Source organism: Herbaspirillum sp. SJZ107 (assembly GCF_006715485.1).
Taxonomy (GTDB): Bacteria; Pseudomonadota; Gammaproteobacteria; order Burkholderiales; family Burkholderiaceae_D; genus Telluria.
Window position 1 is genome coordinate 750,631 of record NZ_VFNH01000003.1, and the last position, 14,161, is coordinate 764,791.

At 62.0% G+C, this 14,161-nt stretch carries 16 protein-coding genes; all 16 read right to left on the reverse strand.

Going from position 1 to position 14,161, the window contains the following annotated elements:
* Positions 1 to 160: 160 nt before the first annotated feature.
* Positions 161 to 754, reverse strand: a complete 594-nt coding sequence (locus tag FBX97_RS21480) for a glutathione peroxidase (protein WP_141836406.1) — start codon at positions 752 to 754, stop codon at positions 161 to 163.
* A 51-nt stretch (positions 755 to 805) separates the two neighbouring features.
* Complete coding sequence (locus FBX97_RS21485; RefSeq protein ID WP_141836408.1) at positions 806 to 1,639, reverse strand: PPK2 family polyphosphate kinase; 834 nt, start codon at positions 1,637 to 1,639, stop codon at positions 806 to 808.
* Positions 1,636 to 2,067: a CoA-binding protein gene (locus FBX97_RS21490; RefSeq protein ID WP_141836409.1), complete on the reverse strand. Its 432-nt coding sequence runs from the start codon at positions 2,065 to 2,067 to the stop codon at positions 1,636 to 1,638. The genes FBX97_RS21485 and FBX97_RS21490 overlap by 4 nt, the downstream gene beginning before the upstream one ends.
* Positions 2,068 to 2,222: 155 nt before the next feature.
* Entirely contained in the window at positions 2,223 to 2,648 is a 426-nt protein-coding gene (locus FBX97_RS21495) for a F0F1 ATP synthase subunit epsilon (RefSeq protein WP_141836411.1), read from the reverse strand.
* Positions 2,649 to 2,675: 27 nt separating this feature from the next.
* Positions 2,676 to 4,082, reverse strand: a complete 1,407-nt coding sequence (gene atpD, locus FBX97_RS21500) for a F0F1 ATP synthase subunit beta (RefSeq protein WP_141836413.1) — start codon at positions 4,080 to 4,082, stop codon at positions 2,676 to 2,678.
* A 54-nt stretch (positions 4,083 to 4,136) separates the two neighbouring features.
* Positions 4,137 to 5,018, reverse strand: a complete 882-nt coding sequence (gene atpG, locus FBX97_RS21505; RefSeq protein WP_141836415.1) for a F0F1 ATP synthase subunit gamma — start codon at positions 5,016 to 5,018, stop codon at positions 4,137 to 4,139.
* Between the two features lie 64 nt (positions 5,019 to 5,082).
* Positions 5,083 to 6,618, reverse strand: a complete 1,536-nt coding sequence (atpA, locus tag FBX97_RS21510; protein WP_141836417.1) for a F0F1 ATP synthase subunit alpha — start codon at positions 6,616 to 6,618, stop codon at positions 5,083 to 5,085.
* A 66-nt stretch (positions 6,619 to 6,684) separates the two neighbouring features.
* Positions 6,685 to 7,218, reverse strand: coding sequence for a F0F1 ATP synthase subunit delta (locus FBX97_RS21515; protein WP_141836419.1), 534 nt, complete (start codon positions 7,216 to 7,218; stop codon positions 6,685 to 6,687).
* A 2-nt stretch (positions 7,219 to 7,220) separates the two neighbouring features.
* Positions 7,221 to 7,691: a F0F1 ATP synthase subunit B gene (locus tag FBX97_RS21520; protein WP_141836421.1), complete on the reverse strand. Its 471-nt coding sequence runs from the start codon at positions 7,689 to 7,691 to the stop codon at positions 7,221 to 7,223.
* A 77-nt stretch (positions 7,692 to 7,768) separates the two neighbouring features.
* Positions 7,769 to 8,011 (reverse strand): F0F1 ATP synthase subunit C, encoded by a 243-nt coding sequence (gene atpE, locus FBX97_RS21525; RefSeq protein WP_141836424.1) that lies wholly within the window; start codon positions 8,009 to 8,011, stop codon positions 7,769 to 7,771.
* 88 nt (positions 8,012 to 8,099) lie between these two features.
* On the reverse strand, positions 8,100 to 8,933 hold the full coding sequence (gene atpB, locus FBX97_RS21530; protein ID WP_255517581.1) for a F0F1 ATP synthase subunit A: 834 nt from the start codon (positions 8,931 to 8,933) through the stop codon (positions 8,100 to 8,102).
* 2 nt (positions 8,934 to 8,935) lie between these two features.
* A complete protein-coding gene (locus FBX97_RS21535) occupies positions 8,936 to 9,274 on the reverse strand; it encodes an ATP synthase subunit I (protein ID WP_141836425.1) in 339 nt (112 codons plus the stop codon).
* Positions 9,275 to 9,605: 331 nt separating this feature from the next.
* Positions 9,606 to 10,490, reverse strand: a complete 885-nt coding sequence (locus FBX97_RS21540) for a ParB/RepB/Spo0J family partition protein (RefSeq protein WP_141836427.1) — start codon at positions 10,488 to 10,490, stop codon at positions 9,606 to 9,608.
* A gap of 27 nt (positions 10,491 to 10,517) precedes the next feature.
* Complete coding sequence (locus FBX97_RS21545; RefSeq protein WP_141836429.1) at positions 10,518 to 11,288, reverse strand: ParA family protein; 771 nt, start codon at positions 11,286 to 11,288, stop codon at positions 10,518 to 10,520.
* Between the two features lie 129 nt (positions 11,289 to 11,417).
* Positions 11,418 to 12,074, reverse strand: coding sequence for a 16S rRNA (guanine(527)-N(7))-methyltransferase RsmG (gene rsmG / locus FBX97_RS21550; RefSeq protein ID WP_141836431.1), 657 nt, complete (start codon positions 12,072 to 12,074; stop codon positions 11,418 to 11,420).
* Complete coding sequence (gene mnmG, locus FBX97_RS21555; RefSeq protein ID WP_141836433.1) at positions 12,071 to 14,008, reverse strand: tRNA uridine-5-carboxymethylaminomethyl(34) synthesis enzyme MnmG; 1,938 nt, start codon at positions 14,006 to 14,008, stop codon at positions 12,071 to 12,073. The genes rsmG and mnmG overlap by 4 nt, the downstream gene beginning before the upstream one ends.
* Positions 14,009 to 14,161: the final 153 nt, after the last annotated feature.

The window sequence follows — 14,161 nt, forward strand, 5'->3', positions numbered from 1 at the left end:
GAAGAGTGCGGCTTAGGAAAAAAGCGCCGCGTGACTGCCTCGCAGTCATCAGCACGTCGTCCCCGCGCAGGCGGGGACCCAAGTTCGGCGCGGACTGTTAACTTCTGCCGCAGGTCCTCACGCAAACCCGGGTTTCCGCCTTCGCGGGAACCCAGGTCAGTCAACCACCCAGCGCCTGCTCGATCTTGCCCACCAGCGCCGGATCCTCCGGCGTCACCTTGCTCGGGAAGTACTCCACCACTTTCCCGTTACGGTCGATCAGGTACTTATTGAAATTCCACTTCGGCTGGTTGCCGGTCGCCTTGATCAGCTCCGCATACAGCGGGTTGGCGCCGGTCCCGCTCACCACGGTGGTGGCGAACATCGGGAATTTCACGCCATAGGTGTTGTAGCACAGGTCGGCGATCTTTTTGGAATCGGCATCTTCCTGCTTGAAATCGTTCGACGGGAAGCCCAGCACCACCAGGCCGCGGGTGCCGTATTTGCTGTATAACTTTTCCAGGCCTTCGTACTGCTTGGTGAAGCCGCAGTAGCTGGCGGTGTTCACCACCAGCACCACCTTGCCGGCGTACTGGCACAGGTCCTGCGGCGCTTCATCCTGCAGGCGTTTAAAACTGTGCTTCAGCACGGCCGGGCACGAGGCCGGCGCGGATTTCACGGCGGGTGCCGCGGCCTGGGCCAGGGCGGGCGCCGGCATGGAGATGGCGGCGATGGCGGCGCCGAGGGAGAGCAGCAGAGCGGTGGTCTTGGACATGGGATGGTCGGCCGGTGGCGTTGACGAACGGTAAAGGAGCTTCATTTTAGCTCAGTCTATCCGGACCTTCGACAGGTCGGCCTTCGGTGCCGGCCAGTCCAGCTTCATGCCCTGCAAGGTCTCGAGCAGCAGGTGGGCGACGATCAGGTTGCGGTGGGTCTTGGAATCGGCCGGCACGATGTACCAGGGCGCGTGGTCGGCGTCGGTGGCCTCGATCGCGTCCTGATAGGCATGCCGGTAGTCGTCCCATTTCTCGCGCGCGGTGAGGTCGGCCGGGTCGAACTTCCAGTGCTTTTCCGGATCGTCCAGCCGCGCCTGCAGGCGCTCGCGCTGCTCGTCCTTCGAGATGTGCAGGAACACCTTCATGACCGTGGTGCCGGTTTCATGCAGCATGCGTTCGAAGTCGCGGATGTGGCCGTAGCGGCGCTTGATTTCCTTGCCGTCGATGTCGCCCAGCACGCGCGGCACCAGCACGTCCTCGTAATGGCTGCGGTTGAAGATCGCGATTTCTCCGTTGCCGGGCACGTGGGCATGCACGCGCCACAGGTAGTCGCGCGACTTTTCGCGCACGGTCGGGGCGGCGAAGGCGGTGGCGCGCAATCCCATCGGATTGATCTGCGAGAACAGCGCGCTCACGGTGCCGTCCTTGCCCGAGGTGTCCATCCCCTGCAGGATCAACAGCAGCTTGTGCTCGCGCGCGGCGTACAGTTTTTCCTGCAGCTGGGCGGATTGCCCGGTCAGCTCGGCAGTCAGCGCGCGCTCGCGCTCCTTGATGGCGCCGTTTTTCAGCTTGCCGCCGTCGTCGTCACGCAATGGCTTGTCGCCGGCACGCGCATCGTCCAGCACCAGGTTTTTGGGCGCGCGGAAGCGTTCCAGCATCTTCATGCGGCACCTGCGTCCAGCTTGCGGTGCTCGATCAGCATGCAGTGGTTCATCACCACGTCCAGGCCGGCCGCGCGCGCCAGATCGGCTGCCTTGCGGTTCTCGATGTCGAGCTGCATCCACAGGGTGCCGGCGCGCACCGCAATGGCTTCCTTGGCGATCGGTGGGATGTCTTCGGACTTGCGGAAGCAGTCGACCACGTCGATGCGCTGGCCGTTCTGCGCCAGCGCATCTGCCGCGTCCTGCAGGGTCGCGTGCACGGTCTCGCCGAGGATCTGCTGGCCGGCATACACCGGGTTCACCGGGATGATGTGGTAGCCCTGCTGCTGCAGGTATTGCGCCACGTGGTGGCTGGTGCGTTCGGGGTTGCTGGACAGCCCGACCACGGCCACGTTGCTGGCGGTACGGAGGATTTGCTCGATGGTGCGCATGGGGTTCCCGTGTTCTGATGACGCTGTTGTCGTTGACATCAGCTTATCAGATTCATATTGGCGGGCGGCGCAGGACATGGCTGGCGAACGGCCGGCGCCAATAAAAAAGGCAGCCCGCAGGCTGCCTTTTCATCGATCGCCAAACCAGCCGGCGATCAGCGTCCCTTGTGACGCAGCTTGGCGATGGCCGCCAGCTGGGCGATCGCCGCCGCCAGTTCGGCTTGCGCCTTGGCGTAGTCGATCTGGGTGTCCTTGGACTGCATCAGCTCTTCGGCCTTGCGCTTGGCTTCCTGGGCTTTCGCCTCGTCCAGGTCGGCGCCGCGGATCGCGGTGTCGGCCAGGACGGTCACGCCTTTCGGCTGGACTTCCAGGATGCCACCGGCCACGAAGACGAATTCCTCGTCCGAGCGGCCAGCAACTTTGATGCGCACGGCACCCGGGCGGATGCGCGTGATCAAGGGGGTGTGCATCGGGTAGATACCCAGCTCACCCGATTCACCCGGCAACGCGACGAATTCGGCTTCGCCCGTGAAGATCAACTCTTCGGCCGAAACGACGTCTACGTGAAGTGTGTTTGCCATAAGTGTCCTTTGAAGAGGCGGTCGGAATTAACCGGCAGCCAGCTTCTTGGCCTTTTCGATCGCTTCTTCGATGGTGCCGACCATGTAGAACGCCTGCTCCGGCAGGTGGTCCAGTTCGCCCGACGCGATCATCTTGAAGCCCTTGATCGTGTCTTTCAGCGAAACGTACTTGCCCGGTGCGCCGGTGAACACTTCAGCGACGTGGAACGGCTGCGACAGGAAACGCTGCATCTTGCGGGCACGGGCGACGACCAGCTTGTCTTCCGGTGCCAGTTCGTCCATGCCCAGAATCGCGATGATGTCGCGCAGTTCCTTGTAGCGCTGCAGGGTGCCCTGCACGGCGCGCGCGGTGGTGTAGTGCTCTTCGCCGACGACCAGCGGGTCCAGCTGGCGCGAGGTCGAGTCCAGCGGATCGACGGCCGGGTAGATACCCAGCGACGCGATGTCACGCGACAGCACGACGGTCGAGTCCAGGTGGGCGAAGGTGGTGGCCGGCGACGGGTCGGTCAAGTCGTCCGCAGGGACGTACACGGCCTGGATCGAGGTGATCGAACCGGTCTTGGTCGAGGTGATGCGCTCCTGCAGGCGGCCCATCTCTTCGGCCAGGGTCGGCTGGTAGCCCACCGCCGACGGCATACGGCCCAGCAGTGCCGACACTTCGGTACCGGCCAGGGTGTAGCGGTAGATATTGTCGACGAAGAACAGCACGTCCTTGCCTTCGTCACGGAAGGCTTCGGCCATGGTCAGGCCGGTCAGCGCGACGCGCAGACGGTTGCCCGGCGGTTCGTTCATCTGGCCGTAGACCATCGCGACCTTCGAGTTGCCCAGGTTGTCGAGGTCGACGACCTTGGCATCGGCCATTTCGTGGTAGAAGTCGTTACCTTCGCGGGTACGCTCGCCCACGCCGGCGAACACGGACAGACCCGAGTGCGCCTTGGCGATGTTGTTGATCAGTTCCATCATGTTGACGGTTTTACCCACGCCGGCGCCGCCGAACAGGCCGACTTTACCGCCCTTGGCGAACGGGCACACCAGGTCGATCACCTTGATGCCGGTTTCCAGCAGGTCTTGCGACGGCGACAGCTCGTCGTACACCGGTGCGCTGCGGTGGATCGATGCGGTGCGCTCGGCGCTGACCGGGCCGCGCTCGTCGATCGGGTTGCCCAGCACGTCCATGATGCGGCCCAGGGTTGCCTGGCCGACCGGCACCATGATCGGGTTGCCGGTGTTCTGGATCATCATGCCGCGACGCAGACCTTCCGAGCTGCCCAGCGCGATGGTACGGACGATGCCGTCGCCCAGCTGTTGCTGGACTTCCAGGGTCAGTTCCGAGCCTTCCATTTTCAGTGCGTCGTACACCTTCGGCATCGCGTTGCGCGGGAATTCCACGTCAACCACAGCGCCGATACACTGAACGATTTTGCCATCAGCCATGTTCGTTCCTTCAGATATAGTTTTAATGTCGTTTCGGGAGATCGCCGGTGCCGCTTAGCCGCTGATTGCAGCTGCGCCCGACACGATCTCGGAGAGTTCTTTGGTAATCGCCGCCTGGCGGGTCTTGTTGTAGACCAGCTTCAGCTCGCCGATGACGCTGCCCGCGTTGTCGGTCGCGGCCTTCATCGCCACCATGCGCGCCGACTGCTCGGACGCCAGGTTCTCGGCCACACCCTGGTAGATCAGCGCTTCGACGTAACGCACCAGCAGCTCGTCGATGACCACTTGCGCGTCCGGCTCGTAGATGTAATCCCAAGCGTGGGTGCCGCGGTCGGCTTCCAGGTGCTGGGCCGGCAGCGGGAGCAGCTGCTCGACCACCGGTTCCTGGCGCATGGTGTTGATGAACTTGGTGTAGCACAGGTACACCGCGTCCAGCTGACCATCCTGGTAAGCGTCGAGCATGACCTTGATCGGGCCGATCAGCTTTTCCAGGTGCGGGGTGTCGCCGATCTGCGTCACGTGCGAAACCACTTTCACGCCGATGCGGTTCAGGAAGCCCAGACCCTTGTTGCCGATTGCAACGACTTCAATGCGATTGCCCGCGGCTTCCAGCTCGCGGGTCTTCTGCGTCACCTGGCGCAACACGTTGGTGTTCATGCCGCCGCACAGACCCTTGTCGGTCGTGACGACGATGAAGCCGACGGCTTTCGCCTTGACGTCCTTGGCTTGCGCCATGAACGCGTGGGTGTACTCCGGGTTCGCAGTGGCGAGGTTGGCCGTGATGTTACGGACCTTCTCGCTGTAGGGACGGGCGGCGCGCATCCGGTCCTGCGCCTTGCGCATCTTGGATGCGGCGACCATTTCCATCGCCTTGGTGATCTTCTTCGTATTTTCTACGCTCTTGATCTTGCCACGTATCTCTTTGCCTGCTGCCATGAGCCCTTACTCCTTGTGAGGACGGGGGCATGACGCCCCCATCCCGCATTCCGTCAGAATGCGCTTAGAACGACTTCTTGAAGTCGGCGACGGCGGCGGCCAGTGCCGCTTCGCCATCCTTGTCCAGCGCCTTGGCCTGTTCGATCTTCGACAGCAGGCCGGCATGGCTCGACTTCAGGTAGTTGTGCAGGCCATGTTCGAAGTCCAGCACGCGCTTGACGTCGATGCTGTCGAAATAGCCCTTGTTGACTGCGAACAGCGATGCCGCCATCAGCGAGATCGGCAGCGGCGAGTACTGCTTCTGCTTCAGCAGTTCGGTCACGCGTGCGCCGCGGTCCAGCTGCTTGCGGGTCGACTCGTCCAGGTCCGATGCGAACTGCGCGAACGCAGCCAGCTCACGGTACTGTGCCAGGTCGGTACGGATACCGCCGGACAGGTTCTTGATGACCTTGGTCTGGGCCGCACCACCGACGCGCGACACCGAGATACCGGCGTTGATCGCAGGACGGATACCGGCGTTGAACAGCGAGGTCTCCAGGAAGATCTGGCCGTCGGTAATCGAGATCACGTTGGTCGGCACGAAGGCCGAGACGTCGCCCGCTTGCGTTTCGATGATCGGCAGTGCGGTCAGCGAACCGGTTTTACCCGTCACGGCGCCGTTGGTGAAGGCGGACACGTAGTCGGCGTTCACGCGAGCGGCACGCTCCAGCAGGCGGCTGTGCAGGTAGAACACGTCGCCCGGGTAGGCTTCGCGGCCCGGCGGACGGCGCAGCAGCAGCGAGATCTGGCGGTAGGCGACTGCCTGCTTCGACAGGTCGTCGTACACGATCAGCGCGTCTTCGCCGCGGTCGCGGAAGTATTCGCCCATCGCGCAGCCGGAATATGCCGAGATGTACTGCATGGCAGCCGATTCGGATGCCGATGCGGCGACCACGATCGTGTATTCCATCGCGCCGTGCTCTTCCAGCGAGCGCACGATGTTCTTGATGGTCGAGGCCTTCTGGCCGATCGCGACGTACACGCAGGTGACGCCCTGGCCCTTCTGGTTGATGATCGCATCGACAGCCACGGCCGACTTGCCGGTCTGGCGGTCGCCGATGATCAGCTCGCGCTGGCCACGGCCGATCGGCACCATCGCGTCGATCGACTTGATACCGGTCTGCAGCGGCTGCGACACGGATTCGCGGGCGATCACGCCCGGGGCGATCTTTTCGATCGGGGCGGTCAGCTGGGTGGTGACCGGACCCTTGCCGTCGATCGGCTGGCCCAGTGCGTTGACGACGCGGCCGCGCAGTTCCGGACCGATCGGCACTTCCAGGATGCGGCCGGTGGTTTTGACGGTGTCGCCTTCCGAGATGTGCTCGTAGGCGCCCAGGATCACGGCGCCGACCGAGTCGCGCTCGAGGTTCATCGCCAGACCGAAGGTGTTGCCCGGGAATTCCAGCATCTCGCCCTGCATCACGTCCGACAGACCATGGATGCGGCAGATACCGTCGGCGACGGAGATCACCGTGCCTTGGTTGCGAACATCAGCCTGACCTTCGAGGCCCTGGATACGGCTCTTGATCAGTTCGCTGATTTCAGATGAATTAAGTTGCATGAGTGCTAACTCCTAATAGTTTCTTGATGCGTAGGGCAAGGGCGCGGATGCGGTGACTGTGCGATCTCAGGCTACCAGCGCGGCGTGCATCTGCTGCAGCTTGGCGCGGACCGAGGTATCGAGCACTTCATCACCGACCACCACGCGCACACCACCGATCAGCGAGGGGTCGACTTCGACCGTGGGGTTCAGCTTGCGGCCAAATTTCTTTTCCAGCGAGGCGACCAGCGGGTTGAGCTGGTCGGCCGACAGGTCGAAGGCACTGTAGACGATCGCGTCGGCGGCACCCTGTAGTGCATTTTTGAGCACGGCGTACTGGGCCCCGATTTCCGGCAGCAGGGCGATGCGGCCGTTTTCGGCCAGCATCGCGATAAAGTTGTGCGCTTCGGCGTTGAGCGGCGACTTGACCAGCGACGCAATCGTCTCGGCCAGCTGGGCCGGCGTGACGTTCGGATTGCTGGCGAAAGCCTGCAGGTCCGGGTTGGCGCCGATCTGCGCCAGTTCAGCGACGAGGCCGGACCAGGCATTCAGGTCGCCGTTCTGGGCGACACGGAACAGCGCTTCGGCGTAAGGGCGGGCGACGGTTGCGAGTTCAGCCATGATCAGAGCTCGGTCGACAGTTGCGACAGCAGGTCGGCGTGGGCCGCTGCGTTCACTTCACGCTTCAGGATCTGCTCGGCGCCTTTGACGGCGAGGGCAGCCACCTGGCCGCGCAGTTCTTCGCGCGCACGCGTGACCTGCTGCTCGGCGTCGGCCTTGGCGCCTTCGACGATGCGGGCAGCTTCGACGTTGGCGTTCTGCTTGGCTTCTTCGATGATCGCCTGGGCACGCTTTTCGGCGTCGGCGATGCGCTTGGCGCTTTCGTCACGGGTCGCGGCCAGTTCGGCGGCGATGCGCTTTTCGGCGGCGGCCATTTCTGCCTTGCCACGATCAGCTGCGGCCAGGCCATTCGCGATCCTCTCGGCGCGCTCGTCGAGCGCTTTCATCACCGGCGGCCACACGAATTTCATCGTGACGAACACCAGGACGAAGAAGACCACGAACTGAACAATCAAGGTTGCGTTCAAGTTCACGGTTAGATTCCTTCTTACAAAAACGGATGCCGAACCGGTTCGGGTTCGGCGCTTCAGATCATCGTCTTGAGAATCTATTAGCTGGTGAACGGCTTGCCGAACACGAACAGCATGGCGATACCAACACCGATCAGGAATGCCGCGTCGATCAGGCCGGCCAGCAGGAACATCTTGGTCTGCAGGGTGTTCATCAGTTCAGGCTGACGGGCCGAGGCTTCCAGGTATTTACCGCCCATGATCGCGATACCGATACATGCGCCGATAGCACCCAGGCCGATGATCAGACCGCAAGCCAGTGCAACGAAAGAAACGTCAGTCATGAGAATTACTCCAAAAGTAAAATTAAAAAACTAAGAAATTTACAACTTCTTTACTACCACTATCTTGTACGTCTTGCGATCGCGTCGGTCAGTGGCTCTCGTGGGCCTGACCGATATACACCAGCGTCAGCATCATGAAGATGAATGCCTGGAGGAGCACGATCAGGATGTGGAAGATTGCCCAGATCGAACCAGCAATCACATGTCCGACGACGCCGAACGGGGTTGCCATGGCGCCGAGCAGCGCAATCAACAGGAACAACAGCTCGCCGGCGTACATGTTGCCGAACAGTCGCATACCAAGCGACACGGTGCGGGCTGCGTATTCGATCAGGTTCAACAGGAAGTTGAACGGCGCCAGCCAGATGCCGAACGGTGCGGCGAACAGTTCATGGATCCAGCCGCCGATACCCTTGATTTTCACGTTGTAGTACAGAACCACGGCCAGCACGCCCAGCGCCATGCCCAGCGGACCGTTCAGGTCGGCGGTCGGGACGATACGGAAGTGCGGTTCGCCCATGCCCAGTGCGCGGAAGATACCTGCGAACATGTCGACCGGCAGGAAGTCCAGGCAATTCATGAGGAACACCCAGACGAACACGGTCAGTGCCAGCGGGGCGATGAAGCGGCGGTCGCCGTGGATGATCGACTTGGCCTGGTCGTCGACCATTTCGACGACGGCTTCGATGGCGCCCTGGAAGCGGCCCGGGACGCCCGAGGTGGCACGGCGGGTGCCCAGCCACAGGACGAACACGCCGATCACGCCCATCAGGATCGACCAGAACACGGTATCGTAGTTGATGACCTTGAAATCGACGATGAAGCCCTGGTGGATATTGGTCAGGTGACCCAGGTGGTGATTAATGTACTCGCCCGCGGTAGGCGCATGCGCCGTCGCGGTTTCTGCCGTTGGACTCATCATTGTCAGTGCCTAAATAATAAAATAATGTAACTTTTAAGCGCCACGATGAACCCGCACAAAAGTGCCAGCCAGTTCAGATCGTGATACAGCCGCGCCGTTGCGATCAGCAGCGCAAGCGTTAAAGCAATCTTTACAAATTCCCAGATGAAGAAAGTGGCGGGGTTGGCACCGCCGACTTTCTGCGTACCGGCGAACAGGCGCAAGGCCATGATGCCGTTTGGTACGACACAACAGATTCCGCCGAGTACCGCCGATAACATCGCACTCCACCCACCGAGCAGTCCGGCGATGACGCCGGTGATCAGTGTTGCGATCATTTGCAGGGAGACCAAGCGCAGCATTGTTGTTGTTCTTTCGCGCCAGCCGTGGTGGAACCGTATTACGGAATGGTAATTACATGAATCAGCGGGATTATAAAGCGTGATAACAGCTACAGTCAAACTGTTCCGTCCGACCGTGCACCATGAATGAATGTAAAAACGACAAAGAAAATCGTGTAAAAAATCGGAACTTTGCTACGAAATTCGGTCTTTTTACAACATTGCCAACAATCCGCGCGCTGCGTCGATACATACGTGTCATTGTTGTTTTCTGCGCCACGCTTGTGCACAACTGTGGTTTTATGCACAAGCGTGGGGAGGATGCCGATACCCCGGGGTTGCGGTGGTGGGCTCAGGCGCGCAGGCGCGCCAGCACGCTGTCGAGGATATCGAGGTCGGCGAAGTCGATGATCATCTGTCCCCTGCCCTCCTTCCCCATCTTGAACACGACCGGGGTCGCCAGGCGGTCGGACAGTTCTTCCTCGAGGCGGACGATGTCGCCCGACTTTTCCTTCTGGCGTGCGCTGGCCGCGGGCGCGTTCTGCTCTTCCAGCGCGCGCGCCACCAGCTTTTCGGTTTCGCGGACCGACAGGCGTTTGGCGATCACCTGGTTGGCGAGCGCGATCTGGCTGGCGTTGTCGACCGCCAGCAGCGCGCGCGCGTGGCCCATGTCGATGTCGCCCGCCATCAGCATGGTCTGCACCGGCGAGGCCAGGTTCACCAGGCGCAGCAGGTTCGACACCGCGCTGCGCGAGCGGCCGACGGCATTCGCCGCCTGCTCGTGCGTAAAATCGAATTCCGAGATCAGGCGCGCGATGCCCTGCGCCTCTTCCAGCGGATTCAGGTCTTCGCGCTGGATGTTCTCGATCAGTGCCATCGCGGCGGCGTTCTGGTCGTCGACTTCGCGCACCAGCACCGGGATCTCGTCCAGGCCGGCCAGCTGGGCCGCGCGGAAGCGGCGTTCGCCGGCGATGATTTCGTAACCGACCTTGCCCTGCCCTTCGATCGGCCGCACCAGCACCGGCTGCATGATGCCCTGGGTCTTGATCGAGGCCGCCAGTTCGGACAGCGAGCCGTCGTCCATGCGCGTGCGCGGCTGGTACTTGCCGGCCTGGATCTGGGTCACGTGCAGCGTGGACGGCGCGCGTTCGGGCGTCGCCGGTGCGTCGTCGGCCATGCCGCCGCCGAGCAGGGCGTCGAGACCGCGGCCCAGACCCTTGAGTTTTTTGGTTGCCATGATTGAGTTCCGCTCCGTTCGACTGGGTTACATCGTCTTGATGCGCTCGACCATCTCGGCACCGAAGGCGATGTACGCCTGCGCCCCCTTCGACGAGGGATCGAAGGTCACGCCCGGGATGCCGTACGACGGCGCCTCGGCCAGGCGCACGTTGCGCGGGATGATGGTTTTGAAAACCTTGTCGCCGAAGTGCTGCTCGAGCTGGCTCGACACCTGTTGCGACAGCGTCATGCGCGGATCGAACATCACGCGCAGCAGGCCGATGATCTTCAGGTCGTGGTTCAGGTTGGCGTGCACCTTCTTGATGGTGTTCACCAGGTCGGACAGGCCTTCCAGCGCGTAGTACTCGCACTGCATCGGGATGATCACGCCGTGCGCCGACACCAGGCCGTTCAGGGTCAGCATCGACAAGGCCGGCGGACAGTCGATCAAGATGAAGTCGTAGTCGGCATCGACCTTGGCCAGCGCTTCCTTCAGGCGGCGCTCGCGGTTGGCCAGCTCCACCATCTCGACTTCGGCGCCGGCCAGCTCGCGGTTGGCCGGCAGCACGTCGAAGCGCCCTGCCTCGCTGCGCAGGCGCGCACCCGCCACGTCGGCTTCGCCCAGCAGCACTTCATAGATGGATGCCTCCAGCCCGGCCTTGTTGATGCCGGCGCCCATGGTGGCGTTGCCCTGCGGGTCGAGGTCGACCAGCAGCACGCGCTGGTCCAGCTTGGCGAGGCCGGCCGAGAGGTTGACGCTGGTGGTCGTCTTGCCCACCCCGCCCTTCTGGTTTGCTACGCAAAATATTTTCGCCATGTATGCTCTTTACATATATACCGTTCATATCGTTAAAACGATTTATACGGTTTGTATGGTTTTAACTGTATAAACGATTTATATTGTTTATACGGTTATTTCCGATTTCGATTTTTCGGTCGGTTTCGCTCAGCTGCGTTCTATATAAACGAGGTGGCGTTCCGCACCCAGCCGGGGCACCTGCAAAGGCTCCACTTTCGTCACCTTCCATTCCTGGGGCACCCGCTCCTGCTCATCCTTGGGCGCCGTGCCTTTCAAGGCGATATACCTGCCCTGCTCTGCCAGCAGGTGCGCAGACCAGTTGACGAAATCGGACAGGTCGGCAAAAGCACGCGAGGTGATGACGTCGAATGGCCCGCCGGTTTTGTTGCCCGCCTGCAGCTGCTGCACCTGCATCGTGTAAACGGTGACGTTGGCAAGGTTCAGTTCCGCCTTGACCTGGTTCAAAAACGCGGTCTTCTTGTGCACGGTGTCGATCATCGACACTTTCATGTCCGGCCGCACGATGGCCAGCACGATGCCGGGCAGCCCGCCGCCGGAACCGACGTCGAGCACGTTGACGGCATCCTTGAACGCCGGCACCGCCGCCAGCGAATCGAGCAGGTGGTGGGTCACCATCTGCACCGGGTCGCGCAGCGACGTCAGGTTATAGACCGAGTTCCACTTGAACATCAGGGCCAGGTAATCCATCAGCTGGTCCTGCTGGGCCGCATTCACGTCCAGCCCCATGTCGCGGATGCCTTCGGCCAGCAGCGTCTGCAGGCCTGGTCGATCGAAATTCTTCATCCGGCGACTTCCTCGGTAGGCGGCGCCTGGGTAAATCCCTTGGCGCCGCGTTTTTTCAGGTGCACCAGCAGCAGAGATATTGCTGCCGGGGTCACGCCGGAAATGCGCGAAGCCTGGCCCAGGGTTTCCGGGCGCTGCTTGTCGAGTTTCTGGCGCACTTCGATCGAGAGCGCCGTGATCTCGTGGTAATTCAGGTTTTCCGGCAACTTGAGGTTTTCGTAGTAGTCATGGCGTTCGACTTCACGCGCCTGGCGGTCGATATAGCCCGAATATTTCAGCTGGATCTCGACCTGTTCCTTCACTGCCGGATCTGCCACGCCAGGACCGGCCAGCGGCTGGCCTTCGTTACCCTGCAGGCTCATCAGTTTTTCGTAGTCGACGCCCGGCCGTCTGAGCAGGTCGGCCAGGTTGTACTCGCGCTCGATCGCTTGGCCGATCACGCGTTCGGATTCGGCAGCGGCCAGGATGCGCGGATTGACCCAGGTCGAACGCAGGCGTTCCAGCTCGAGGGCGACGGCTTCGCGCTTGCGCTCGAAGGCTTCCCACTGCGCATCGCCGACCACGCCCAGCTTGCGGCCGATTTCGGTCAGGCGCATGTCGGCATTGTCTTCGCGCAGGCTGAGGCGATATTCGGCGCGGCTGGTGAACATGCGGTAGGGTTCGGCCACACCTTGGGTGGTCAAATCGTCGACCAGCACGCCAAGGTAGGCTTCCGAACGGCCCGGGGTCCAGGCTTCCTTGCCCTGGGTTTGCAGGGCGGCGTTGATACCGGCCAGCATGCCCTGGGCGGCGGCTTCTTCGTAACCGGTGGTGCCGTTGATCTGGCCCGCGAAGAACAGCCCGCCGATCGCCTTGGTTTCCAGCGACGCCTTCAAGCCGCGCGGGTCGAAGTAATCGTATTCGATCGCATAGCCGGGACGCAGGATGAAGGCGTTTTCCAGGCCGCGCATCGAGCGCACCAGGTTCAGCTGCACGTCGAACGGCAGGCTGGTCGAGATTCCGTTCGGATAAAACTCGTTGGTGGTGAGACCTTCCGGCTCGAGGAAGATCTGGTGCGACTCTTTCGACGAGAAGCGGTGGATCTTGTCTTCGATCGACGGACAATAGCGCGGACCGACGCCTTCGATCACGCCGGTGTACATCGGGCTGCGATCGAGACCGGCGCGGATGATGTCGTGGGTCTGGGCGTTCGTGTGCGTGACCCAGCACGGTACCTGCTTCGGGTGCATGGCGGCATTGCCCATGTACGAAAAGACCGGGACCGGATCGAGGTCACCCGGCTGTTCGCTCATCACCGAAAAGTCGATGCTGCGGCCATCGATGCGCGGCGGCGTGCCGGTTTTCAGGCGGCCCTGCGGCAGCTTGAGTTCCTTCAGGCGCGCCGACAGCGACAGCGCGGTCGGGTCGCCGGCACGGCCGGCCGCATAGTTCTGCAGGCCGACGTGCACTTTACCGTCGAGGAAAGTGCCGGCGGTCAGGACCACGGCACGGGCGCGGAACTGCAAGCCGATCTGGGTGGTGGCGCCGACCACGCGTTCGCCTTCGACGATCAGGTCGTCGACGGCCTGCTGGAACAGCCACAGGTTGTTCTGGTTTTCCAGGCGCGAGCGGATCGCCTGCTTGTACAAGGCACGGTCAGCCTGGGCACGGGTAGCGCGTACGGCCGGACCTTTGGACGAATTCAGGATGCGGAACTGGATGCCGGCTTCGTCGGTGGCGATCGCCATCGCGCCGCCCATGGCGTCGACTTCCTTGACCAGGTGGCCCTTGCCGATGCCGCCAATGGATGGGTTGCAAGACATCGCACCCAGGGTTTCGATATTGTGAGTGAGCAACAGGGTCTTCTGCCCCATGCGTGCGGATGCAAGTGCCGCTTCGGTGCCGGCATGGCCGCCGCCAACGACGATCACGTCGAATTCTGTCGGATATAGCATGATGGATTGTGCTGCAAGGAGGAGTTGCGGGAGTTAAGCCCGGATTATAGATTCTTTTTTCTATCGGGCTCCGACATGGGCTCGAAAACGACAGATTTTGTTTCACGTGAAACCATGGAGGCCTGGTCTGATCAGCGCAGCGCTGTTTCACGT

Coding starts and splice junctions, on each gene's coding strand:
- FBX97_RS21480 (WP_141836406.1), bottom strand. CDS start 754: ATGTCCAAGACCACCGCTCTGCTGCTCTCCCTCGGCGCCGCCATCGCC.
- FBX97_RS21485 (WP_141836408.1), bottom strand. CDS start 1,639: ATGAAGATGCTGGAACGCTTCCGCGCGCCCAAAAACCTGGTGCTGGAC.
- FBX97_RS21490 (WP_141836409.1), bottom strand. CDS start 2,067: ATGCGCACCATCGAGCAAATCCTCCGTACCGCCAGCAACGTGGCCGTG.
- FBX97_RS21495 (WP_141836411.1), bottom strand. CDS start 2,648: ATGGCAAACACACTTCACGTAGACGTCGTTTCGGCCGAAGAGTTGATC.
- atpD (WP_141836413.1), bottom strand. CDS start 4,082: ATGGCTGATGGCAAAATCGTTCAGTGTATCGGCGCTGTGGTTGACGTG.
- atpG (WP_141836415.1), bottom strand. CDS start 5,018: ATGGCAGCAGGCAAAGAGATACGTGGCAAGATCAAGAGCGTAGAAAAT.
- atpA (WP_141836417.1), bottom strand. CDS start 6,618: ATGCAACTTAATTCATCTGAAATCAGCGAACTGATCAAGAGCCGTATC.
- FBX97_RS21515 (WP_141836419.1), bottom strand. CDS start 7,218: ATGGCTGAACTCGCAACCGTCGCCCGCCCTTACGCCGAAGCGCTGTTC.
- atpE (WP_141836424.1), bottom strand. CDS start 8,011: ATGACTGACGTTTCTTTCGTTGCACTGGCTTGCGGTCTGATCATCGGC.
- atpB (WP_255517581.1), bottom strand. CDS start 8,933: ATGATGAGTCCAACGGCAGAAACCGCGACGGCGCATGCGCCTACCGCG.
- FBX97_RS21535 (WP_141836425.1), bottom strand. CDS start 9,274: ATGCTGCGCTTGGTCTCCCTGCAAATGATCGCAACACTGATCACCGGC.
- FBX97_RS21540 (WP_141836427.1), bottom strand. CDS start 10,490: ATGGCAACCAAAAAACTCAAGGGTCTGGGCCGCGGTCTCGACGCCCTG.
- FBX97_RS21545 (WP_141836429.1), bottom strand. CDS start 11,288: ATGGCGAAAATATTTTGCGTAGCAAACCAGAAGGGCGGGGTGGGCAAG.
- rsmG (WP_141836431.1), bottom strand. CDS start 12,074: ATGAAGAATTTCGATCGACCAGGCCTGCAGACGCTGCTGGCCGAAGGC.
- mnmG (WP_141836433.1), bottom strand. CDS start 14,008: ATGCTATATCCGACAGAATTCGACGTGATCGTCGTTGGCGGCGGCCAT.